The 20,549-nt window shown below is 56.4% G+C and carries 24 protein-coding genes; 17 read left to right on the forward strand and 7 right to left on the reverse strand.

Annotation, left to right across the window (positions count from 1 at the left end; all coding sequences use genetic code 11):
* The first annotated feature begins 38 nt into the window (after positions 1-38).
* Positions 39-980 (forward strand): isopenicillin N synthase family dioxygenase, encoded by a 942-nt coding sequence (locus C7I56_RS08840; protein ID WP_106640267.1) that lies wholly within the window; start codon positions 39-41, stop codon positions 978-980.
* Between the two features lie 81 nt (positions 981-1,061).
* Here the strand turns inward: C7I56_RS08840 and C7I56_RS08845 are convergent, their stop codons facing one another.
* Entirely contained in the window at positions 1,062-1,517 is a 456-nt protein-coding gene (locus C7I56_RS08845; RefSeq protein WP_106640268.1) for a cytidine deaminase, read from the reverse strand.
* Positions 1,518-1,556: 39 nt separating this feature from the next.
* Entirely contained in the window at positions 1,557-1,931 is a 375-nt protein-coding gene (locus C7I56_RS08850; protein ID WP_106640269.1) for a hypothetical protein, read from the reverse strand.
* A gap of 390 nt (positions 1,932-2,321) precedes the next feature.
* Between C7I56_RS08850 and C7I56_RS08855 the strand changes: the two genes are divergently transcribed.
* On the forward strand, positions 2,322-3,371 hold the full coding sequence (locus tag C7I56_RS08855; RefSeq protein WP_106640270.1) for an NAD(P)-dependent alcohol dehydrogenase: 1,050 nt from the start codon (positions 2,322-2,324) through the stop codon (positions 3,369-3,371).
* 541 nt (positions 3,372-3,912) lie between these two features.
* Here the strand turns inward: C7I56_RS08855 and C7I56_RS08865 are convergent.
* The 5 genes from C7I56_RS08865 to C7I56_RS08885 form a co-directional block, all read right to left on the reverse strand.
* Positions 3,913-4,380, reverse strand: coding sequence for a MarR family winged helix-turn-helix transcriptional regulator (locus C7I56_RS08865; protein WP_158703069.1), 468 nt, complete (start codon positions 4,378-4,380; stop codon positions 3,913-3,915).
* Between the two features lie 7 nt (positions 4,381-4,387).
* Complete coding sequence (locus tag C7I56_RS12355; protein ID WP_158703070.1) at positions 4,388-4,849, reverse strand: hypothetical protein; 462 nt, start codon at positions 4,847-4,849, stop codon at positions 4,388-4,390.
* Positions 4,850-4,922: 73 nt separating this feature from the next.
* Positions 4,923-5,285, reverse strand: coding sequence for a hypothetical protein (locus tag C7I56_RS08875; RefSeq protein ID WP_106640274.1), 363 nt, complete (start codon positions 5,283-5,285; stop codon positions 4,923-4,925).
* Positions 5,286-5,348: 63 nt separating this feature from the next.
* A complete protein-coding gene (locus C7I56_RS08880) occupies positions 5,349-5,810 on the reverse strand; it encodes a helix-turn-helix domain-containing protein (RefSeq protein WP_106640275.1) in 462 nt (153 codons plus the stop codon).
* A gap of 44 nt (positions 5,811-5,854) precedes the next feature.
* Positions 5,855-6,052, reverse strand: coding sequence for a hypothetical protein (locus C7I56_RS08885; protein WP_106640276.1), 198 nt, complete (start codon positions 6,050-6,052; stop codon positions 5,855-5,857).
* 836 nt (positions 6,053-6,888) lie between these two features.
* On the opposite strand from C7I56_RS08885, the gene C7I56_RS12360 reads away from it, so the two are divergent.
* The 15 genes from C7I56_RS12360 (at position 6,889) to C7I56_RS08955 (ending at position 20,476) form a co-directional block, all read left to right on the forward strand.
* Positions 6,889-7,308: a hypothetical protein gene (locus C7I56_RS12360; protein ID WP_158703071.1), complete on the forward strand. Its 420-nt coding sequence runs from the start codon at positions 6,889-6,891 to the stop codon at positions 7,306-7,308.
* 665 nt (positions 7,309-7,973) lie between these two features.
* Positions 7,974-8,258 (forward strand): hypothetical protein, encoded by a 285-nt coding sequence (locus C7I56_RS08890; protein ID WP_245409654.1) that lies wholly within the window; start codon positions 7,974-7,976, stop codon positions 8,256-8,258.
* Positions 8,259-8,301: 43 nt separating this feature from the next.
* On the forward strand, positions 8,302-8,646 hold the full coding sequence (locus C7I56_RS08895) for a hypothetical protein (protein WP_158703072.1): 345 nt from the start codon (positions 8,302-8,304) through the stop codon (positions 8,644-8,646).
* A gap of 15 nt (positions 8,647-8,661) precedes the next feature.
* A complete protein-coding gene (locus tag C7I56_RS08900; RefSeq protein WP_106640278.1) occupies positions 8,662-8,997 on the forward strand; it encodes a hypothetical protein in 336 nt (111 codons plus the stop codon).
* A gap of 1,919 nt (positions 8,998-10,916) precedes the next feature.
* Positions 10,917-12,548 (forward strand): GspE/PulE family protein, encoded by a 1,632-nt coding sequence (locus C7I56_RS08905; protein ID WP_158703073.1) that lies wholly within the window; start codon positions 10,917-10,919, stop codon positions 12,546-12,548.
* Positions 12,545-13,756, forward strand: coding sequence for a type II secretion system F family protein (locus C7I56_RS08910; protein WP_106640280.1), 1,212 nt, complete (start codon positions 12,545-12,547; stop codon positions 13,754-13,756). Before C7I56_RS08905 ends, C7I56_RS08910 begins: the two co-directional genes overlap by 4 nt.
* On the forward strand, positions 13,753-14,199 hold the full coding sequence (gene gspG, locus C7I56_RS08915; RefSeq protein ID WP_106640281.1) for a type II secretion system major pseudopilin GspG: 447 nt from the start codon (positions 13,753-13,755) through the stop codon (positions 14,197-14,199). Before C7I56_RS08910 ends, gspG begins: the two co-directional genes overlap by 4 nt.
* On the forward strand, positions 14,171-14,560 hold the full coding sequence (locus C7I56_RS08920; RefSeq protein ID WP_106640282.1) for a prepilin-type N-terminal cleavage/methylation domain-containing protein: 390 nt from the start codon (positions 14,171-14,173) through the stop codon (positions 14,558-14,560). Before gspG ends, C7I56_RS08920 begins: the two co-directional genes overlap by 29 nt.
* The gene (locus C7I56_RS08925) at positions 14,550-14,924 is read left to right on the forward strand and encodes a prepilin-type N-terminal cleavage/methylation domain-containing protein (RefSeq protein WP_106640283.1); all 375 of its coding nucleotides are present in this window, start codon (positions 14,550-14,552) and stop codon (positions 14,922-14,924) included. The genes C7I56_RS08920 and C7I56_RS08925 overlap by 11 nt, the downstream gene beginning before the upstream one ends.
* The gene (locus C7I56_RS08930; protein ID WP_106640284.1) at positions 14,921-15,508 is read left to right on the forward strand and encodes a prepilin-type N-terminal cleavage/methylation domain-containing protein; all 588 of its coding nucleotides are present in this window, start codon (positions 14,921-14,923) and stop codon (positions 15,506-15,508) included. Before C7I56_RS08925 ends, C7I56_RS08930 begins: the two co-directional genes overlap by 4 nt.
* Positions 15,496-16,542 carry a hypothetical protein gene (locus C7I56_RS08935; protein WP_106640285.1) on the forward strand — a complete coding sequence of 349 codons (1,047 nt, stop codon included), beginning with the start codon at positions 15,496-15,498 and terminating at the stop codon, positions 16,540-16,542. The genes C7I56_RS08930 and C7I56_RS08935 overlap by 13 nt, the downstream gene beginning before the upstream one ends.
* A complete protein-coding gene (locus tag C7I56_RS08940; protein ID WP_199792376.1) occupies positions 16,539-17,204 on the forward strand; it encodes a GspMb/PilO family protein in 666 nt (221 codons plus the stop codon). The genes C7I56_RS08935 and C7I56_RS08940 overlap by 4 nt, the downstream gene beginning before the upstream one ends.
* Before the next feature lie 311 nt (positions 17,205-17,515).
* Positions 17,516-17,764 carry a hypothetical protein gene (locus C7I56_RS12365; protein WP_158703074.1) on the forward strand — a complete coding sequence of 83 codons (249 nt, stop codon included), beginning with the start codon at positions 17,516-17,518 and terminating at the stop codon, positions 17,762-17,764.
* Positions 17,761-19,752, forward strand: coding sequence for a type II secretion system secretin GspD (gene gspD, locus C7I56_RS08950; RefSeq protein WP_106640287.1), 1,992 nt, complete (start codon positions 17,761-17,763; stop codon positions 19,750-19,752). Before C7I56_RS12365 ends, gspD begins: the two co-directional genes overlap by 4 nt.
* Positions 19,730-20,476, forward strand: coding sequence for a hypothetical protein (locus tag C7I56_RS08955; RefSeq protein ID WP_106640288.1), 747 nt, complete (start codon positions 19,730-19,732; stop codon positions 20,474-20,476). The genes gspD and C7I56_RS08955 overlap by 23 nt, the downstream gene beginning before the upstream one ends.
* Positions 20,477-20,549 lie beyond the last annotated feature (73 nt).

Consider the following 20,549-nt stretch of genomic DNA (forward strand, 5'->3'; position numbering starts at 1 on the left):
CTGGAAATTCACTTGAATTCGGATCAAAGGCACAGGCCATGACCAAGATTTCCTCAATCGCCTCCGTTTCGCTGACTGAGTCCGAAACCGATCCCGAAGGCTTTGCCCGCGAGCTTGGGCAATCGTTCGAACGCTACGGCTTTGCGATTATCGCCGATCACGGCATTCCGGCCGATCTCATCGCGCGCGCGGAAGAGAAAGCGAAAGCCTTTTTCGCGCTGCCGGAAGCGGTGAAGCGCGCCTATCATGTCGCGGGCGGCGGCGGTGCGCGCGGCTATACGCCGTTCGGCATCGAGACCGCCAAGGGCGCGACCGAGCATGATTTGAAGGAATTCTGGCATATCGGCCGCGAGCTCGCCGAAGGGCACACGTTCCGCGCGGTGATGGCGGACAATATCTGGCCGGCGGAAATCGAGTCCTTCAAGGCAACCTTCCTCGAACTCTTCTCAGCCTTCGATCAGGCGGGCGGGCGCATCCTGTCGGCGATTGCCCGGCATCTCGGCCTGTCGCCGGACTTCTTCGACGATACGGTGCGTGACGGCAATAGCGTGATGCGCCTGCTCCACTATCCGCCCGTGTCTCCGGAAGCCTCGGGCGTGCGCGCGGGCGCGCATGAAGATATCAACACGATCACTTTGCTCCTTGGTGCGGAAGAAGCGGGGCTCCAGCTTCTCGACCGCGATGGCGAATGGCTGCCCGTGTCGCCGAAGGAAGGTGAACTCGTCGTCAATATCGGCGACATGCTGCAGCGCCTCACCAACAATGTGCTGAAGTCGACTTCCCACCGCGTGGTGAACCCGCCCCCCGAACGGCGCGGCCATTCGCGTTATTCGATGCCTTTCTTCCTGCACTTCCGGCCCGATTATCTGATCGAAACGCTGCCGGGCTGCGTGTCGGAAGAGCGGCCGAACCTCTATCCCGAACCGATCACCGCGCACGATTACCTCATGCAGCGGCTGCGCGAGATCAAGCTGGTTTGATGCTTGTGCTCCTGCGAAAGCAGGAGCCCAGTGGCACGGCCGGAACGGCTGGGCTCCTGCTTTCGCAGGAGCACAAATGCGTTACCCCGCGTCCTTAAGGTTCGCCGGGCCGAAGCCGTAGGGGATGAGGTCGGAGATCGGCGTCGCGAGCATTTCCGTGCCGTCGCCGTTGGACGCGATCACTTCTATATTGCGGCCCGCGACATGGGCGGCCTCCAGAATCGACTGACGGCATCCACCGCAGGACGTGACAATCATGCTACCCGAAAGCGCGCCATCCGCCACATGCCCGCCGGAGACGGCAATGCGCGCGATCTTGTCCAAACCGAAGGCGGCCTGAGCGGCGGTTAATGCGGAAATCTCGCCGCAAACACCAAGCCGGTAGCAGGCGTTTTCCATATTGGCGCCGGTGACGATCTTTCCATCCACCGATTCGATGGCGCAGCCGACGCTGAAGCCGGAATAAGGCGCATAAGCGCGAAGTGCGGCCTCGCGGGCGCGGGCGACAAGAGCGTGTTGAGTGAGGTGATCGGCCATCAGGCGATGCTATAAGGCTGACGTGCCATTGGCCAGCCTTCAGAGCGCGTCGGACAGGAGCCAGGCGCGGGCGGTGGTGCGATCTTCAAAGCACAAGGCATCGCGGCTGAGCAGCGCCCGGGTCAACTGCCCGCGCACCTGAGCTTCGTTGACCACGAAGGCAAGTCTGCGCGACTTATATTCGGGATCGCCGAGAATCGCCTGAAAGGCCATGACGATTTCCTTGGGCTGCTGGCGGAGGCCGGACAGGTCGTTGAGCGTGACATGGCGGTTGGCCGGCCAGCGAAGCGCACGATGCGCGTCCATGCGCGCGTCGAGAAAGGCCGCGACATCCTCCAGCGTGAACACGCCGCGCATGACGATCTCAATCAGCCCAAGCGATCGATCCAACACAAAGGAGAATTTGGCATTCATGACGTCATGATGATGCCATGGCAGAAACTACCAAGTCATTAAGGATATTCACTTTATCGCCCTGACCCGCCCTTGTCCGACCCGGAATAACGAAGCGCAAATTTGCAGAATCAAGTCCCTGCGACCGTGTTTGTCTGGGAGGCGAGCGATTTCACTTCGTTTGCTACGACGGCGAACCCCTTCCCGGCGCCCGACACCTGGATCGGAAGCATTGCGGTTTTGGCACAATGGCATCGATCAATTCGGTGACTTCGCCAACCTTGCCCGCGCGGAAGGCGTTTTATAACGGGATGCCCGATGACGAACGCCGGTCGGCGCCCTATTTAGGAAGGCGGTGCCTGCCTGTTCGGGCCCCCTCCCCTCCCTGCTCCATTAAAGAGGCCCCTTTCGATGCTCACCAAAGCCTATGGCGCCCATGCCGCCGACCAGCCGATCGTTGCGATGGACATCGAACGCCGCGAACCCGGCCCGCATGACGTGGCGATCGACATCGCCTTTTGCGGCGTCTGCCACTCTGATCTGCACACCGTCCGTTCCGAATGGGCGGGCACGCTATATCCCTGCGTTCCGGGCCACGAAATTGTCGGCCGCGTGCGCGCCGTCGGACCGGATGTGACCAAGTTCAAGGTCGGCGACACGGTGGGCGTGGGCTGCATGGTTGACAGTTGCCAGCACTGCGCGCCCTGCGCCGAGGGGCTGGAGCAATATTGCGAGACGGGCTTTGCCGGCACCTATAACAGCCCGACGCCGGACGCGCCGGGGCACACGCTCGGTGGCTATGCGCAGAGCATCACGGTGGATGATAAGTTCGTGCTGAAGATTTCGCATCCACAGGACCAGCTGGCCGCCGTCGCGCCCCTGCTCTGCGCCGGGATCACCACTTATTCGCCGCTGCGTCACTGGAATGTCGGCCCGGGCAAGAAGGTGGGCATCGTCGGCATTGGCGGCCTTGGTCATATGGGCGTGAAGCTCGCCCACGCGATGGGCGCCCATGTCGTCGCCTTCACCACATCGGAAAGCAAGCGTCAGGACGCGCTTGACCTCGGCGCCGATGAAGTCGTGGTATCGCGCAACCGCGACGAGATGAAAGCCCATACGGGCAGCTTCGATTTCATCCTCAACACTGTCGCGGCAAGCCACAATCTCGATGCCTTCACCGCGCTCCTGAAGCGTGACGGCACATTGTGCCTGGTCGGTGTCCCGGAACACCCCCACCCCACGCCCAATATCGCGGCGCTCATCTTCAAGCGGCGCGCCATCGCCGGATCGCTGATCGGTGGGATCGCGGAAACGCAGGAAATGCTCGATTTCTGTGCCGAAAAGGGCATCGTCGCCGATATCGAAATGATCGCCGCGGACGAGATCGACGCGGCCTATGAGCGGATGCAGAAGAGCGACGTCAAATATCGCTTCGTGATCGACAACGCGACCATGGGTTGAGCCTGTTAGGAGGGCCGTTGCGCACGGCCCTCCTAAGCCACCGCAGCCTCAACCGGCGCGCGTGCCGACCCCGCTGGGGACTTCCCTCAGCCCATAACGAAATACAAATTCTGGACAAGAAGGTGGCGGTGCTGCCAGTCTGATCACAACTCGTCTCCAAATTACAGTTGGTTCTTTTCGTTTCAGTCGTGATGCCGAATGGAAGTTCATATCCCAAAATTTTGACAGCCTATGACTGTTGACTGTTATCCCCATGAGAGCGATTCAGGCACAACGCGGGGTGAACATGGGCCATATGACTTATCTACTTACTCAGGACGAAACTGGCACGGAACACGTGCAGCAACTGAACGCCGCCGAATTTGCGCAGGAGTTTACGGTCTCCGAACAGAATCAGTTAGAAGGCGGCGAGACTGTTGTAAGGTTAACGCGGTTGGGCGCTTTGCGATTCACGAATATGGTCGTCGCAGCGCAAATAATGCGTGCGAAAGCAAGTAGACAAGCAAACCAGCCATAGGCGCCCTGTAGCCTCATGAGTAATTTAATTGGCATTTTGCAAAAGCGCCTCATCCACCCATGTTCCTACTGCATTACTCCCACTGAGGGATAGCCGCACATAGGTACGACGCGCATCAACCTGATCGTCAGTTTTGGTCACAAGCCCATAGGCAATCAGCCTGTTCAACCAGCGGAGAGCTGTCGTTGCGGGAACAGAAGCAGCGATACAGGCACTCGAAATCGAGACTTTTTTTTGCTCAAGGTCTGCCGCATATAGATCCACGAGGATGTCCCACGCCGGCTCCCCGAATAGATCGCCCGGTAGAAGTTGCTCTCGCAAGCGTCGGGTGCGGATATAGGTGCGCACCTTTCGCATTTTCTCCAAGCGATATCCTTCTGTATCGTAGGGCGAGGCCGAGGGTGGATCGAAGACCGTAAGAGCTTCAAGTTGCTTTACCGCTTGAGCAATACGCCGGGTAACAAGGCCCAATTCATTGCCAGTGTCAGCCACCAATGGCTCATCCCGGATTTTGTGCCCCTCGCTCATGCCGGAACGGTTTCCACGGCGCGCTCTTTGGAAGCCCCGCCCGGCGGTCCATCATGATGCCGGCTACCATGGCGAGCAGCCCCGGAACGCTCCAGAAGGACTGAAGCGCGAAATATATGGTTGGCGGCAGATCGCCCTGACCAATACGCGCTATATGGGTAACAATGCTCACCAGATGGAAGCCCGTTATCCATAGCGGCCAATATCGCTGGCTCCGAACCGCAACGATGCCTAAAGCCAATAGAAGAAGTACGTCGACGCCTAATACCGGCAGTTGGACATCTCGCCACTGGTGGCCCAGAGAGCCAGCTGGTATACTCAGCACTGCCGCTGAAATGATGAAGAAGGTTACCCATCGCCCTTCTTTCCCGCCTTCGAAGCATGCGTAGAGGCAGCTTGCGAACAAAAGAATTGTGAAAAGACCGTCCACCATCGCCTTTAGCCCAACACAGCATAGCCGGAGCGTCAAGGCGAGGCGGAACCAGAGTGAGACCGTACTGGTGGTTTCAAGCCTCTTGTCGCGCAACGGCCGTCAAAGTTTTCGAGGCGCTTGCATCGATGAAGAATTTTTGCGGACCGCCCCAGCAACCGTAATTCACAGTGGCGATATTACTCAAACGCTGGATAACGATCATTTGGCTGTGCGCATCGATCATATCTTTGCGGCCCTCTAGGATTTTGCCGTACCCGGTACTCATGCTCTGGAGCAGTTTTTGCTTGATTCGTGGATGCATTCCGGACTGAGCGGTTCCCTCTAAGACCGATACGGTAAGGCGCGCGCTGTTAAGAAGTGCGTCGTCGGTCGAGTGGAAGACGGTAACCATGTCGGCTGCAATAACCTGGCCAGCCCCTTCGGTTAGCTGAATCACAACTTTCCTCCTCGCGCTGGAGCGCAGCGCGTTAATGAATACAAAAATGTAGATGGGGCGACCTCAGGTCAGTGCGTAAAAACTCGCCTTGACGATCATCAACGCTGCGATGAACAAAAGCGCCCCGAACAGTGCGACATGGAAGACCGCTAAGATGGTTTGAGAAGTTGAAAGCGCATTTTCCTGCCCTCCCATCCGAGGGACGATCCAGGTCCAAACCCGGCGCCATCCCGATGGCTGTGTTGCAGGGACTTCATCTTCGACATCCAAGGCATGGACAAGCCCGGCTGATTGACTAGGCAATTTGTGCCTAGATGGGTCTGAATAGAGTTCGAGGTAAAGACGCGCAGCCTCGCCCTTATCTCGGGTTTGCAGCGCATTTTTCGCATCATTGATGTGGTTATTGACGGTAGAATCCGACAGCCCAAGATGGCGGCCGATTTGCTTCGCGGTGTAGCCCTGGGCGACAAGGTCAAGACAGTCCTTTTGCCGCTGGGTCAGTTTGGGAGGCGTGGATCCAAGCATGTTCGAGGTTAATGCTGTGCCTGACGCCAAAGCGTCAAGCCAGTCTAATCAGTGCGGTGAGGCATTCCTAATTCATACAATTCCGGCTTGGTTCCTTCAGCCTGAAACTGGTCGAACGCCATCTGCAGATAACATCCGACGACCGAAGTGCCCAAATTATCGCTGATAGTAAGCGCTGCCTCGATGAGGGTCTTTAACTCTTCACGACTGGCAGGCAGCCGATGCACCACGAGGCTATTCATGAACGGGTTCTAGCATTGGCGGCAAAAGAGCGAAACGCTCTTCTCATGCAAGCCGGCAAGGGATGTTATGTAAAATGCGGTTCGAGTTCTTGTGAAGCTCGCAGGTGCTTGGAGTATAAGCGCTGGGACGGGAGAACCGCTGCCACGCTGCTTCGTTTCTCACCCGCGTTCGCCGCAAACGCCTGCAACTAAGCACCCCCGCCGCTAAATCGATATGGTGGAGATGGATCTTGCGCCCCTACAGGGAATGATGACATCGGCGACCATCACGTCGCGCCGAAGAGCCGCAGGATTTGATTTGATATCCTTGTATTGACCCAGCATCGTCGCATTACAATGATCTAAAAGGGGCCTCTATGAGAAAATCTATAGCTTTGGCAATCACAGCTTTGATGACCTGCAATCCGGCTTCAGCACAAGGCAGCGTCAGCTGTAGTGGCGACGTCCAATACCTTGGCACGGGGAGTGATGGCAGCGTCTATGTAAATGTCGGGTGGGGAATCTGGGACATCTGTAGCGTTTCAGTAGAAAGGGCAGACATTACTCCCGATGCTTGCAAAACCTGGTATTCCTCACTGACGACAGCGAAACTTAGCGTGCGAAAGGTTGTCCTCTTCTTCAATCCTGCCCATCCCGCCAATCAAGGCGCTTCGGAATGTTCCGGGCTTGGCCATTGGGTTACAAGAGCACCCTATCATCTTGAGCTGCTGTAGCCTGCAGGCAGGCCATCATCCGGATCACGACTAGCCATATGGTGAAGTCGCTATACGAAGAAGCTAGCCCGGTCAGATCAATAAAGACTGGCCGTAGCATCGCAGCCTAAACCGGGGGAACATATGAAAAAATTTCTAAAGCACATGGTTGGGATTGCCTGCCTGAGTTTGGCAACGCCAGCTGCTGCTGAAGTCTACTGCTCCGGTTATGTCCGGAGCGCCTTCACGGATGGCGGGGGAAATGTGGTAGTTTCCCCAGAATGGCATCCGGATTGGCTGCAGATATGCAATTTGAACGAGAGCTGGAAAGGGATATCTCCCCAGATCTGCTGGTCGTGGTTCAGCCAGATCCAGAACGGCATGGCCAATAATCAGACCAATTATTTCTATTATGCCTTGCCGAGCCAGACCGCCTGCAACTCTTTGCCAACCTATGGGCAAGCACCTGCCCCAGGATATATTATGAACGTTCGGAACGCTGGCAGTTCCTTAACCGCAGCCCCGATGCCGGCACCGCCGGGCTCGAACCATAAACAACAATAGCTAGCGCAATCAAAGCGGCACGACAGCAGGACTAACTTAGGAAGACCAGCTATCGTGCCGCCGGTAATGCTTGCAGGCTGACCGAGGATGCGTCTGCGGTGGGCATTACGTATTCCGCGCGCGGACTATCCCGGTAGATTGGCATTGTGGAACAGCCGGAAGGCGGGAGATCTGGATAATGGATCACCACAATTCGCCCCCGTTGGACAGCCTCGTTCAGCTGCGCAAACCACCCCCAACAGGTTTGAGCTTCCACGCCTTTCCAAGCAACATTCAGATTGCAAATGTCAGTCCATTCATTGCGCCAGCTCGATTTAATCATAACCTGGCCATCGGAATAGGTGAGAGCAGCTGAGATTGTGCCTAAGCAGTAGGCTTGCGCGTGCGCCGTGCCCGCCTGCGCGATCAGGCTAGATGCCACGATTAGAAGTATTCGTTTTCGCATCTCAATCCTCGCTTATGTTACATGACAGACATGCAGAAGTTTATGGCCGAATATTTGCACATTCCTATAGTTCGGCAATAAAAGTGAATAAAATCAATTAGGATGGCTAAAGTGCAGCGCCCTCTATACAGACAAATAGTGTATGTCCTATGATTGGCATGGTGTCCACTGAAGAATATTTCGGTTCTCAAAGGGCAGGTGGCATTAAAAGGGGGGAACCATGGCATCTTTGCTAAAGCAGCTGGGTATGGCGGCAAGCATAGCTGGCGGCGCCTTAGGCTTGTCGCCAGTCTCAGCGAGCGAAACCACGGCATACAAATATGACGCCTTGGGCCGCCTGGTGCAGACGAATGTGTCTGGGGGAGCCAATAATGGCCTTGCAAATCAAATCAGCTATGATCCGGCAGGAAATCGCGAAAATTATCAGACAACGGGTGCAAAGCCCCGAACGCGCAAAGTTATCGTACTGCCTTTGAACGGCTATACGATCATACCCCTGCCCTGAGACCAAGCTGCGCTTGAATCTTTTTTTTGGGGGGGGGCATAGGATGTTACGATTTTTGCAGATTTTAGCAGCAGCTATGATGGCGCTGCTTCCTCATTCGGGACTTGTCGCTCAAACTTATAACGGCAACGCGGTTGTCAAAATAACGGGCGTCTTCACTTACACCACCAGCAATTACGTCCTGTTCACTGTGGAAGAAAAACCTGCCGGAATCGCCTGCGAAAAAGCCTATTTTGGCCTTCCTTTGAACATGACCGATGCCGCGCGACAGATTGTCGTAGCTCGCTTGCTTCTCGCTTACAGTCTCAAAGAACCTGTAAATATCGGATTTGACGCGACCGGGCCCTGTATAGCGGACGAATTTATCTGGGTCGCCCGCGTTGGTTAAGGAGAGTTTCCGGATATGAAACGCACCGCTAGCATAGCTATACTTTCGCTTTTCATTGTGATGTCATCTACTGAGCCGCTCCGGGCCGCTAACGATACACTGTTCATTCCAAATGCTGCGGATGTGAAATGGGCCATTCACGGTGATCGCGTTTACTTCCGAAATTTAGATGAATTTGACGCCGGATGGCTCGGCTGTTGCTATAATTACTATGTTGATCTCAACACTGACAGCGGCAAAGCCATATTCTCTGCGTTTCTTAGTAAACACATGGCCGCTCAAGCGCTCAAAATTTACGTTGAGGAGAAGGGTGTGAAAAGCCCCATTCTCATGATTGGAAATTGGGATTGAGCATTTGCGATCACTGCCTTGGCTGAACGCGAGCGATTCGGCGAGGTGGTTTTATCAGCCCGGTGGTCGTGCCTTGCAGCTTACGCAAAGTCGATCATTTCAGGCTAGCGCGGTGTCAAACCTAACATATCGAGACAAGAACTATGCGAATTCTCGTACCCTTGCTTGTAAGTCTCGGCTTAATTTTAACGTCGCCAGCCTCTGCGAATTATTGCGGTGGGACAGGGCCGGCACTGCGTATTCTTACGTACCGCGATGGGAGTGTCCTGGTGCAAACCGATTGGCGAGGGGACTTCATCCAGATTTGCAACCTGAACCAGGAATGGAAAGGAGTGTCGCCAAGCACGTGCTTTGCCTGGATGTCCAAAATCACTAACGCTGTTGCAACCGCTAAACGCACTGGCTTCTATTATGACGAAAGCAGCCCAGGTTTTTGCGCGACAGTGCCAACCTATGGCTCAGCTCCATCCCCCGCGTATGTTGACGTCGCACCCTGACAAACTGATCAAATCTTCAGTTAACAAGCTATTGTTTGGAGGCCCGATAAGATTTTTCACTTTCAGCCTCGCCTTGGCCGCATGTCTTTCACCAGCGCCCGCCGCTGCGTCTAGCTTCATATGCTCGGGCAATGTACAGCGTCTTGGCAGCGGAAACACCCTTACGATTGATATTGGACACGGCGTGTGGTCGATCTGCAGTCTGGAGATTAGCTTAGGGGGAATTGACCCTCGTTCGTGCGCCGCCTGGTATGCTTTGTTTACGTCAGCTAAAATGACGCAGCATCCAGTCGCGCTTTATTTTGCTACGACCCATCCTGCCAATCAAGGAGCAGTTGACTGCACAGCTCTTGGCAACTGGACAGAAAGAACCCCCTATTTTGTGGAGCTGGCAACTTCGCCTTCTTTGAAGGCAGAATTACCACCGCCACCGCCATCTAAAGCGCGCTAAAGCGCATAGGAGGTAACTCGCGACTGTAGTTGGCGGGCGCGCGCGCACTCACTGTAAATAGTTGCTTGCCCGCAAAATCCTGCCGCAGGGCGGCAAGGCTCAATCCCCGAAAGTTTCCATCAACCTTGGTAACTGCAGTCACGATGCCAGCCTGGCTCACATTGACGGTCAGGATTATCACACCCTTTGTCCGGGGATACTTTCGCAAGAGGGCCGATTGCAGCTCCCTGAAGTTGGTTTCAATAAGGTGAGAACTGCCTCCCGGGTCAGGACGCGGTGGGGCAGAATATGAAGACTGAGCATCTCGCATTGGCGCTGCGCCTGCATAGGGATCATATCCCCCGCTACCCGCCCCTGTTCCATCATTGCCAGATCCTGCCTGAGCACCGATTGAGACCGAGCCTGACGTCGTCACTGCGGCCGCTGCTGAAGGTGCCGATTGAGAAACAGGTTCGGATCGAGGCAACTTTATCGACACCATGCTCCATTCAACCGGCAGCGTGGTGGAGTCGGAAAGGTCGATTTCAGGCTTAGACGGGGCCTGCTCCTTAGACACCGCGTTTGCTGATGCTGCGGGCGTAGAAGTGGCTGCAAGATCCACGACGGTTAGAAATCCGCCCGCGCTCCCCAAATTTTCCTCAGGTCGCTCGCTCACGTCCAGGCGCGATACAAACCACCATAAGATCGCGGAATGGATTAAAAGAGAGATCGCAACAGCGCCCACGCGAAACACACGAGGGTCGTGAGCTTTTCCCGAAAACGCCCTTACTGATGGCGCGGATATAGAGGCCCGAATTGACGGACAAAAGTCGAGCTCGACGAATGCCATCTACCCTTTCCCCCCAAGGCCTTCGGCATAGCCTCATAACCAAATAAATAAAATGCACTAGACGGCGCGAAAACTACTGGCCGATTGATCAGTGTCGCGATAGCATTGCGACGGGGAATGGGGGCAAGTTTTCGTGGACGTCTTGGCGACATTATTGGTCGACAAGGGGCTGGTCAGCGCCTCTGATGTTACGCGCGCGCAGGAAATTTCTGCCCAAACGCGTAGCCGCATGTCATCGGTCCTGGTCAAACTTGGCCTTGTGTCGGAAAGCGACCTCTTAAGCATTCAACAGGACCTGACGGGTCTGCAGGTCGTCAAACGTGCCGAATATCCTGACACTCTCCCGGAAGCGGACGGGCTCATGCATGCCTTCCTGGCTCGCCATGCAGTCATTCCTCTGACGCTGGAAAACCGCACCCTAACGCTAGCCATGGCCGACCCTCATGATGAGATCGCTGCGCAGGCCGTTGCTTTTGCTTATGGCGCAGAGGAGGTCGTTCGGACGCTCACCACCTTCTCTGATGTGGAAGACGCGCTGGGCACGGATAATGTCGAGTTCGATGTCGAAGGTGGGGCCAGCGCCGGCGCTGCTGCAGACCTTGAAAGGCTCATTGAAGGCGAAAGCGATGCGCCGATCATACGCCTCGTGCAGCGCCTGATCACGAATGCAGTCAATCGTCGTGCTTCGGACATTCATATCGAACCGATGGCTCGGCATCTCTGCGTCCGCTACCGGATCGATGGCCGCCTAAGCGAAGTCGAACGGCATCCCGACAATATTGCTGCGCCAATTGCTTCGCGCATCAAGGTCATGGCAGGTCTCGATATTGCGGAAACCCGGCTTCCCCAGGACGGGCGTCTCCGAATGGCAGTGCGCGGCCAGGACGTGGACGTCCGCGTCGCCACCTCTCCGATTGCCCATGGCGAAAGTATCGTCCTGCGTATTTTGGGTAGAACAGAAGTGCCGCTCGATCTCGATCGGCTCGGTCTTCCAGCCGTCGCGCTTGCCAAATTAGGCCGCGCGCTCGAGCGCCCGCACGGGATCATCCTGGTGACCGGCCCCACAGGCAGTGGAAAGTCGACCACGCTTTACGCAGCGATCAATCGACTGAAGAGGCCTGACGTCAAGATATTGACCGTTGAAGACCCGGTGGAGGTGATCCTTGAAGGGGTCAACCAGGTTCAGGTCAAACCGGAAATCGACCTTAGTTACGCGGCAACGCTTCGCGCCTTTTTACGGCAGGATCCCGATATTTTGATGATCGGCGAAATCCGCGATCATGAGACAGCCGAAATCGCCATGCGGGCTGCGCTTACCGGCCATCTCGTCCTTTCTACCCTTCATACAAATAGCGCGATTGGCGCTTTCACGCGCCTTAAGGATATTGGCGTTGAACCCTATCTGACAGCCTCCACGGTAATTGCCGCGATCGCACAGCGCCTCATCCGCAGCCTGTGCGAAGAATGTCGAGTTGCGCGCGCACTAAAAGCCAATGAAACGCTGCTTTTCGAGAAGACAGGTATTGAGGCTCCGGCTTTGGTCTATGAACCGGCGGGCTGCATCAGCTGCGCCCATAGTGGCTATCGAGGCCGGCTACCACTTATGGAAATCGTTGAAGTCGACGAGCCGCTTCGGGATCACATCCGCAGTGGCCATACAGAAGCCCTTGCAGCGTCGAGCGATGCCGAAAGCCTTTTGGGCCATGGCCTTTCTTTGGTCGCCAAAGGCCGGACATCTCTCGCCGAGGTAGAACGAGCGGTTCAGCTCGGATGACGGAATTTCGCTGCATAGCCATTTCCTCTGAAGGCCGAGAGATCCGCCGCGTTGTCGAGGCGGGATCAAGCAAGAGCGCGGCCGCGCGCCTTATCGCTGATGGCCTGACGCCTCTGGAGATCAAGAGCGGAGCGCTGAGCCTCGCCGATCGCCTCAATCAACCGATCCGGATTGGAAGTGGCATCGGCCTAGCCGAGCAATCCCTCATACTGACTCAGTTGGCGACGCTGAATACGTCCGGCCTGCCGGTCGATCGATCGCTTGATCTACTCCGCGAGCAATCGCCGCGACCCGCTCAGCGCGACTTTCTCGCGCAAGTCCTTGCTGGTGTTCGCGCAGGCCAGGGATTGGCTCAAGCGCTCGAACGGCAGAACATCTTTCCGGATTATGTGATCGGCGTTTTGCGCTCGGCGGAGAAGTCGGGCCAATTAAGCGAAGCCCTGACAGCGCTGGCAACACGCATGACTGAGACGGCGGCTACGCGCCGTCAGCTCATTACCTCTCTTACTTATCCCGCTGCAGTTTTTGCGGCCACCATCATCGCCCTTGTCCTTGTTCTTACGGTCGTCGTGCCTCAGTTCGAGCCGGTTTTTGCAGGCGAGGAAGAGCGTCTGCCTAATTTAACCCGGGCTGTGCTTGCCCTGTCTGCCGCGGTCACAGATCATGGCCTGATTGCTTTAAGCGCTTTGTTGGCAGTCGCTATCTTGGGCTTCGTGCTTCTACGCACTGGCCTCTCAAAAGTCGCGACTTCCAGATTCCGGCATCGAATTCCCGGCCTCACGCTTCGCGATCAATATCTTGCCGCAGAATTTACCGGTCTGCTTTCTACTCTTGTTGGGAACGGTGTGACCGTAATTGCAGCTTTGCCGCTCGCGCGGAGTGCAATTGGAAGCCGGCGCTGGCGCGGGCATATCAGAGAGGTCGAGCAGCGAGTTCGGGAAGGTGCCTCACTGTCCTTGGCTCTGGCAAGCGGCGCCTTTGTCCCACGAACGGCCGTTCGGCTGATCGAAGTCGGCGAACGCTCAGGCCAGCTCGCAGAAACCTGTCAGAAAGCCAGCCGGATCATGGGCGATGGCGCACGTGCACGGATCGAGCGCATCGTCAGCCTGGCCAATCCAATCGCGATCGTCAGCCTTGGCGGAATTGTCGCGCTGCTCGTGGCAGGCGTCATGCTCGGAATTTTTGCAATCGGGGATTTTGCCGGATGAAGAGGATCGTCAAACCGGCAGCTGGCTGCTCGGATAACGAGCGCGGCTTCACGCTAATGGAAATGCTCGTCGTCCTGGTGGTGATCGGGATTATCGCCGCGGTGGCCATCCCGCAGGTTATGGGGCTTTTGGAAAGCGCAAAATATAAGGCCGCACGCATCCAACTCGAAACGCTAAATCAAAGCCTAGCATTTTATCATCTCGACACCGAAAGCTATCCCACAACCGAGCAGGGCTTGGCCGCCCTCTGGCAAGCCCCGCCGCAAATGGATCTTTGGAACGGCCCATACGTCCGCCAGGAACGGCAACTGCTCGACCCATGGGGCAAGCCCTTCGTTTACCGATCACCGGGCAAGAACAGGCCGTTTGACCTTATGACCCTTGGCGCTGACGGCAAAGAAGGGGGGACTGGCGATGACGCAGATCTTAACGCCATCAAATAGGCAGGACGCCGGCTTCACGCTTATTGAATTGCTTGTGGTCCTTGCGATCATGAGCTTTGCTGCGGTGATCGCAATCAGGAGCTTCGACGCTCGGCCAGGCAGCCTGGCGCGCAAAGAAGCGGCAGCAAAGCTGATCGCGGCCATCAAGAATGCGCAGCGGGAGGCAATCCGGTCGCAATCGCCCAAAGAGATCATGCCCGCTGCAATTGTTGAGGGTGTAGAAACCGAGCTGGTCCTGACTGGCGCTTCCGACTCTATAATTGTTTATCCAGATGGCTCTTCCAATGGCGCCTCGATCAGCCTTGGCGGACGGTCGCTCCTGCGCGTGGAATGGCTAACAGGAGCAGTCGATGTTTCCTGACCGCGAAAGGGGCTTCACGCTCATCGAAGTGCTCGTAGCGCTGGTACTCGTCTCCTTGCTGCTTGGCATTGTGATGAATGCCGCCCTCCTCGCCAAAGAACGGTCAAACAGGGCAGCCCGGAAAACTGAAGCGCTGACCCTTGCCAAGGATCTCGTGATCAATCGAGCAGCGGAGGCCGTTGCCCTCGGCCGCGCTGAAGGCGAACAAAATAAGTTGGGATGGCAGGTTCACGAAACGCCGGTCGCGAGCGATCCGCGCGGTTTGTTCGTGTTGACGAGAATAGAGGCCATAGTACGGAACGAACGCGGCCAGATTCTCGCATCTCTTAGCACGCGCAAACTAAAAGGCGTGACGCCATCATGATGCGCGAGGAGGGCTTTACGATCATCGAGCTCCTTGCTGCTATGGTGGTGGGATCATTATTGCTCGTCGCTTTAAGCTGGAGCGTGGGCAGCCTGGCGCGCGAGCTTCGAGCCTCGTCGGAAAAGCCAAAACAGCAACTCGAAAAAAGGGCGTCGTCATTAGCGACTCTTATTGAACAAGCTCTTCCCCAAAAAGACGGAGCAACCGCGATAGTTGCGGAGCGGGAACGGCTGATCCTAGTGACTCCGCCGCCCGCAGCGCTCGGCGCAAACGGACCGCTTCAGCTCACGCTGCGGGTAGAAAGCCGGGGGGGCGGACAAGCCCTCATCGCGCAATTTAAAGCAACAGGAGACGGCACGCCATTGCCAGCACCTGCCAATGAGAATCTTCCCTTGGTGCAGGGCTATCGCGAAATCTGGTTCGACTATGCGCGTGGAAGCGAGGGGAGAGCCTCCCAACTACGGCGTGTGACGATTAATTTCCGGGACGATAAGGATGAGGTAACCCGGCTCTCTGCTATCCCGCGCACCAATAGTAGCGGCGCCTGCCGCTTTGACCCGATTTCTATGTCATGCAGAGCCTGACCGCGGTTCAGAATGTGGCCAGTGCCTCTGCCGATGCGTGGCATTGGTGGGTGGGCGAACTATCCGCCATGATTCCTGAGAGACTGAAAGCTAGGTTTCGACCTTCCCGCTCCAGCCAAATTCACTTACGGACCGATGCTGTCGAAATCCTGGTCTTGGAAGCCGACGGAGATGGCCGACGTTATGGCGACGCCCGGTCTTTGGAAATGCTGGACGAAGCAGCTTGGGCAGAGCTCTTGCTTCTTATCGATGGCACCAAGCCTTTCGTAATATTGAGCCCGCCAGATTGCTTTGTAACGGAAGTTCGACTGCCTAGGGCTGCTCAGCAGCGTCTGCGCTCCGCAGTTGAATTGCAGATGTGGCAAATCTCTCCGCTAGATCCCTCCATCGTGAAGTGGGAGGCACAAGTTCTGGAAGCGGATGAGCAGGGCCTGATTGTTCAAGTCGGTATGGCACGGGCCACGCGTATCGAAGCCATCCAATCTGCCTTTGAACTAAATGGCCTGGACGTGCCTGCTATCCATGCCCGGACAGCCAGCAGCATAATCAAGATCGCTTCGGGTCGTGCGGGAAGTTATGGAGCAGCAAAGCTCACGGATCGCAAGATCTGGCTCATCGCGTTCGCGCTAATTTGCTCGATCCCCTTCACGATCGCAGGCGGAGCGATGTTGTTAAGCTCGGCTGCGCAGGATGAAATTGCGGAACTTCAAGAGACCGTAGCGCCTCGCCTGAAAGCTGAAAGAGAAGCGCGAAATGCAGAGACGGTGCGCCGCGCACTTCGCCTCATTCTTGCACCGCCGCAGGTGGGAGCCATCGTCGAGGAATTAGCCGCTATTTTACCCTCTACGGATCATGTCCAAGCGTTGGAAAAAGGTTCAGGGCGTGAGGTGCAGATCATTGCCGAAGTGGCAGATACGGATGCAGCCGATATAGCACTCGACGGCTCGGAATTTCTTGCCAATCGCGAAACGGTTGATGTCACTCCAACCGACACAGATCGCATGCGTGTTACATATAAGGTGCGTATCCAATGATGAGCACCTTCTCGCCATTAACACGGCGCATCGTTGCGCTCGGCATTCTTTTCCTGGGCCTTAGCGGGCTCATCAATCTTGTGATCATTCCTGTGGGCGCTCTAGTGTCTGATAGTGTATCCGAGCTGCGCGACACCCGCTTTGGCCTTCAACGTTTAAAGGCGATCGAAGCACGACCATTACCAAAGCCTGGCGCGACGGTGCCGACCAGCTTTTACATCAATGCGCCATCACGAAAAATCGCGGGTGATGTGCTGGCCAGCAAAATTAGCGAGGCCGCTGGTCGGTACCAAATTCAGATTGCGAATATCAGCTTTCATCCAGCGAGCTTGAACGAGCAGCCTACTTTGAGCCTGTCTTTCTCCGCTTCTGGCGAACAAACTAACCTGCTGTCGTTCCTGCATGAGCTGGAGAATGGCGCACCAATTGTCCGCTTTTCCGCTTGGTCCATTTCATCGCAGCCGGCGCCCAGCCCTGCACCTGCACCTGCACCTGCACCTGCACCTGCACCTGCACCTGCACCTGCACCTGCACCTGCACCTGCACCTGCACCTGCACCTGCACCTGCACCTGCACCTGCACCTGCACCTGCAAACTTAAATCAGACTGTTCAACTGACTTTTTCAGGCACGGCGACGATAGTGTGGATTAATCAAGGATGAGCCTCATTGACTTGCGATGGGCGTGGGCAGCGGGCGCTGCGCTTGGTGCGATCGCTATTCCCGTCGCCGTTCTTCAGCAGCCGCAATCGGATCGATCCGGCTCCGCTTTTACCCCTACCTTGACGAAGTTTGAGGCACCTGAGCAGGTCAGCCTTTCCCTTGCTTTGTCAGCTCCTCTTTTCTCTCCCTCGCGGAGCGTCCCCGATCCTGTTGATGTTACGGCGGCAGCTGACAGTACGACCACGCCTGCACAGGCTGCCCCTCCTCCCGTACTGGTTGGGATCGTTGGGCGAGCACGAGGCAAGAGTGTCGTGCTCATCAAGAAGAATGACGGCACCACAGTCACCGCCTCTTCCGGCGAGGATGTGGATGGATGGCAGGTCGGAAAGATCGGGCGTGACCGTGTCAGCCTCATTATGAACGGTGAACATGTGGAGGCAGTTTTGGGCTTCGCCAACAAGCCGCCTCCTGGAAACACCCCACAATCGACGCAGCCCTCTCCGCCGATCTCCCCTCAGCAAACCGAAGCGCAGCCGCAGACACCAGGACCATCTTCATGAAGTTCGATCATACATTAATTCGCCTGTCCGTTTGCGCGTCTTTATTGAGCAGCTCTGCGCTCGCTCAAACGGCTGATAAAGCCCCAGCGAAGCAAAGCGCTTCGATGAAATATGACACACGCAACGGCTATAATCTTGCCTTCGTGGAAGCCGACGTCCGACGTGTCGTGGATGCAGTTCTGGGCTCAATGCTCTCTCTCGACTATAATGTTGATCCTTCTATCCAGGGCAACATCACACTTCGGACAAGCCAGCCTGTCTCTAAAGACTCCCTCATACCCCTCCTTGAATCGGCATTAGGGTCAGTCAACGCAGTGCTTATCGCACAGGGCTCATCCTATCGCGTTGTGCCGCGTGAAGCAGCGCGTAGCCGCGCATCATTCTCTTTAGGAGGCGAAAGCTCGTCTCCGGCAGCGCCCGGCTATGCGACCGAGGTCGTCAGCCTCAAATACGGAAGCGCGCGTGAGATCGGGCGTCTACTGGAACAGTTTCTAGGTAAAGAAATCGTAGCCGGGACAAATAATCCGATGAACCAGGTGCTCGTGAGCGGCACCGGTGAGGAACGGGCGGCGGCACGCGATCTGATCCAGAAATTCGATGTCGACACGATGGCCGACATGAATTTCGAACTCTATCGCCTCGAAAATGTCGATGCCGATACTCTTCTTGCAGAGCTCGAAAAGGTGTTCGCACCGCCCTTTGACATCATCGGCTCTCGCGTTCGCGTCGTGCCCTTGGGGCGCCTGCGGTCGGTGCTCGTCATCGCCCGCGACCGGGGCGACTTTGCTCGCGTTGAGCCGTGGATCAAAAGGCTCGATGCCGGGGGTTCTGGAAAGCGTAAGCTCTATAGCTATTCGATACAGAATGGTCGCGCGCGCGACATCGCAACCTCTCTTCAACTCGTCATGGGCGGGAGTGGCAGCGGTGATGGGCCATTATCCACGCCGACACCTTTGGTAGACAACTCACTCAGCGCCGAAGGCGGCGCCGTAAGCGTTGAGCCTGAAGATGCCATTGGCGCGCCAACGCGTCTGCCGGGCTCGTCGACACCACTTGTCAGCGGTGGCAACGGGCCGCGCATTGTCCCTAACGACCACAACAATTCTCTTCTGATCTACGCCAATGGCGAAGAATATGAATTCATCAGAGAAGCTCTCGACAGGCTGGATCAGCCCGTGCCTCAGGTCTTGATCGAAGCGACCCTTGCAGAGGTCACCCTCACCAACGATTTCCGCTTTGGCGTTAATTTCCGCGCTTTTGGCGGAAATGACAGCGTCACGAACAGCGGCACATCGAGTGGTACGCCAGCAGCAATCTTCCCAGGCTATTCGGTGTCCTTGATCGGTTCGTCTGCTCAGGCTGTTCTCAATACCCTGCAGTCGCGCACAAACGTCCGGGTTTTGTCTGCTCCCAAGCTCATGGTCCTCAACAACCAGACGGCAACCCTGCAGGTCGGCGACCAGGTACCAATCGTAACGCAGCAGGCCCAGAGCGTCGCTTCTCCGGGCGCGCCAATCGTCAACACGATCGAATTGCGCGATACCGGGGTCATCCTGAAAGTTACGCCACGCGTCAACGACAGCGGCACTATTACCCTCGATATCGCGCAGGAGGTGAGCGACGTTGCTGCGACCACGACGTCGGGTATTAACTCGCCCACGATCCAACAGCGCCGGATCGCTAGCACAGTATCCACGCGAACGGGGCAGATGGTTGCTCTTGGCGGTCTTATCAGGGATCGCACCACCGCCAGCAAATCGGGCTTGCCCTTCTTTAGCCAATTGCCCGTTGTTGGCGGTCTGTTCGGCACCCAAAGGGATGAGGGATCAAGAACAGAGCTGATCATTCTTCTTACCCCCACCCTCATCCGTTCTCCTGATGAAGTTCGCAGCATTGTCGACACATTGATCAATGGCCTGGATGAAGTTCAGCCACTGATCGCTCAGGGGCAAAGTGGACAGGCCAGTGACGCTGCAGCGCCCAATTAAGACAGGAGAGCAGGGCTATATTCTGATCACTGCGATATGGCTGCTGCTGTTGGCGGGATCAATCGCCGCCCTGCTCGTGCTTCGGAGCCTTACGACTGCAGCCGATGCCGCGGATCGACAAGAGCGAGTCGAAAACCAGTTGATACTTGAGGCTGGATTTGAAACGGTATTTGCGGACCGCCTCGTCAATGGCATCTCCAGTCCTTGGTGGCTTTTGCCGGCCGAAGGTAGGGTGACACTCGACGGCGCCTCAGCTCATGTTCGACTGACCAGCGAAAGTGGGCGGATCGATATTAACGAAGCAGAACCGGCTTTGATCGCGGCCGCGCTCCAGGGGCTTGGTGTTAGTTCCGCATCACGCGATCGCTTCCTTACCCGCCTTCAATCCCTGCGAGCCCAAAAGCAATTAATCAGCTCGTTCGCCCATCTGCGCCAGATTGAAGCAGAAGCAATCGACCAGTCGATATGCCTGGAGGAGCATTTCACCTTCACGTCGGGACTCGTCGCACCGCGACGCGATCACATGTCTGCGGGATTGAGCCGAGCGCTCGGATATAGCTTAAGTAGCAGTCAAGCTCCTGCCGAAGCGGGTGCGGCTCTACGCGTTCAGGTCCGGTCACCTGTGGGACAAACTTTGATCGCAGTGGCTCGGTTTTCTTCTGATCAACAAAACCCGCTAGCAATGAGCAGTTGGTCGACTGATCACCAATGCATCAACAGATAAATAAAACTTAGTTCATTATCGAGGTTCAATTGAGCGTGTGCTTTATCGAGACGCGAAAGTTCGCTTCTCAGAT

The sequence above is a fragment of the Allosphingosinicella vermicomposti genome (assembly GCF_003012815.1).
Classification (GTDB): domain Bacteria; phylum Pseudomonadota; class Alphaproteobacteria; order Sphingomonadales; family Sphingomonadaceae; genus Allosphingosinicella; species Allosphingosinicella vermicomposti.